Source organism: Nitratireductor aquibiodomus NL21 = JCM 21793 (assembly GCF_000615975.1).
Lineage (GTDB): Bacteria > Pseudomonadota > Alphaproteobacteria > Rhizobiales > Rhizobiaceae > Nitratireductor > Nitratireductor aquibiodomus.
Genome location: NZ_BAMP01000202.1, coordinates 1 through 677 on the forward strand (window position 1 = coordinate 1; position 677 = coordinate 677).

Sequence of the window (677 nt, forward strand, 5' to 3'; positions counted from 1 at the left end):
GGTCGATCGCGGTGAACGGGCCGGTGTAACGACGGAGATGGTCGACCGGCTGAGGGCGCTGGAACGGGAGAACCGGGAGCTCAAACAGGCCAACGAGATCCTGCGCAAGGCGTCCGCGTATTTTGCTCTGGCGGAGCTCGACCGCCGACCGAAGTCATGATCGCCTTCATCGACGATCACCATGGAGAGCCCGGGGTCGAGCCGATCTGCAGGCATCTGCCGATTGCCCCGTCCACCCATTATGATCATCTGGCCAAGCTGGCCGATCCGGAACGGCTCTCGGATCGGGGCAAGCGCGATGGCAAACTGTGTCCCGAGATACAGCGCGTTTTCGAGGCCAATTTCCAAGTCTACGGCGTGCGCAAAGTTTGGCGCCAGATGCGCCGGGAAGGGTTCAACGTGGCCCGATGCACCGTCGAGAGGCTGATGAGGGACATGGGCCTCGAAGGTGTCATTCGCGGCAAGAAGATCAAGACCACGCTTCCCGACAAGGCGCAGCCATGCCCGCTGGACTAGGTGAACCGCCAGTTCCGCGTGCCGGCGCCGGACATGCTTTGGGTGAGTGATTTCACCTATGTCGCGACCTGGCAGGGCTTCATCTACGTCGCCTTCGTCATCGACGCCTTCGCGCGCCGCATTGTCGGATGGCGCGTGAGCCGCACGGCCCACGCCGTGTT

At 62.9% G+C, this 677-nt stretch carries 1 pseudogene and 1 other annotated feature; the pseudogene reads left to right on the plus strand.

Features of this window, described 5'->3' with window-relative positions:
- A pseudogene (locus JCM21793_RS28045) lies at window positions 1-677 on the plus strand (IS3 family transposase); the annotation flags it as partial.
- Window positions 115-231: a sequence feature (AL1L pseudoknot), on the plus strand. Its footprint overlaps the pseudogene before it by 117 nt.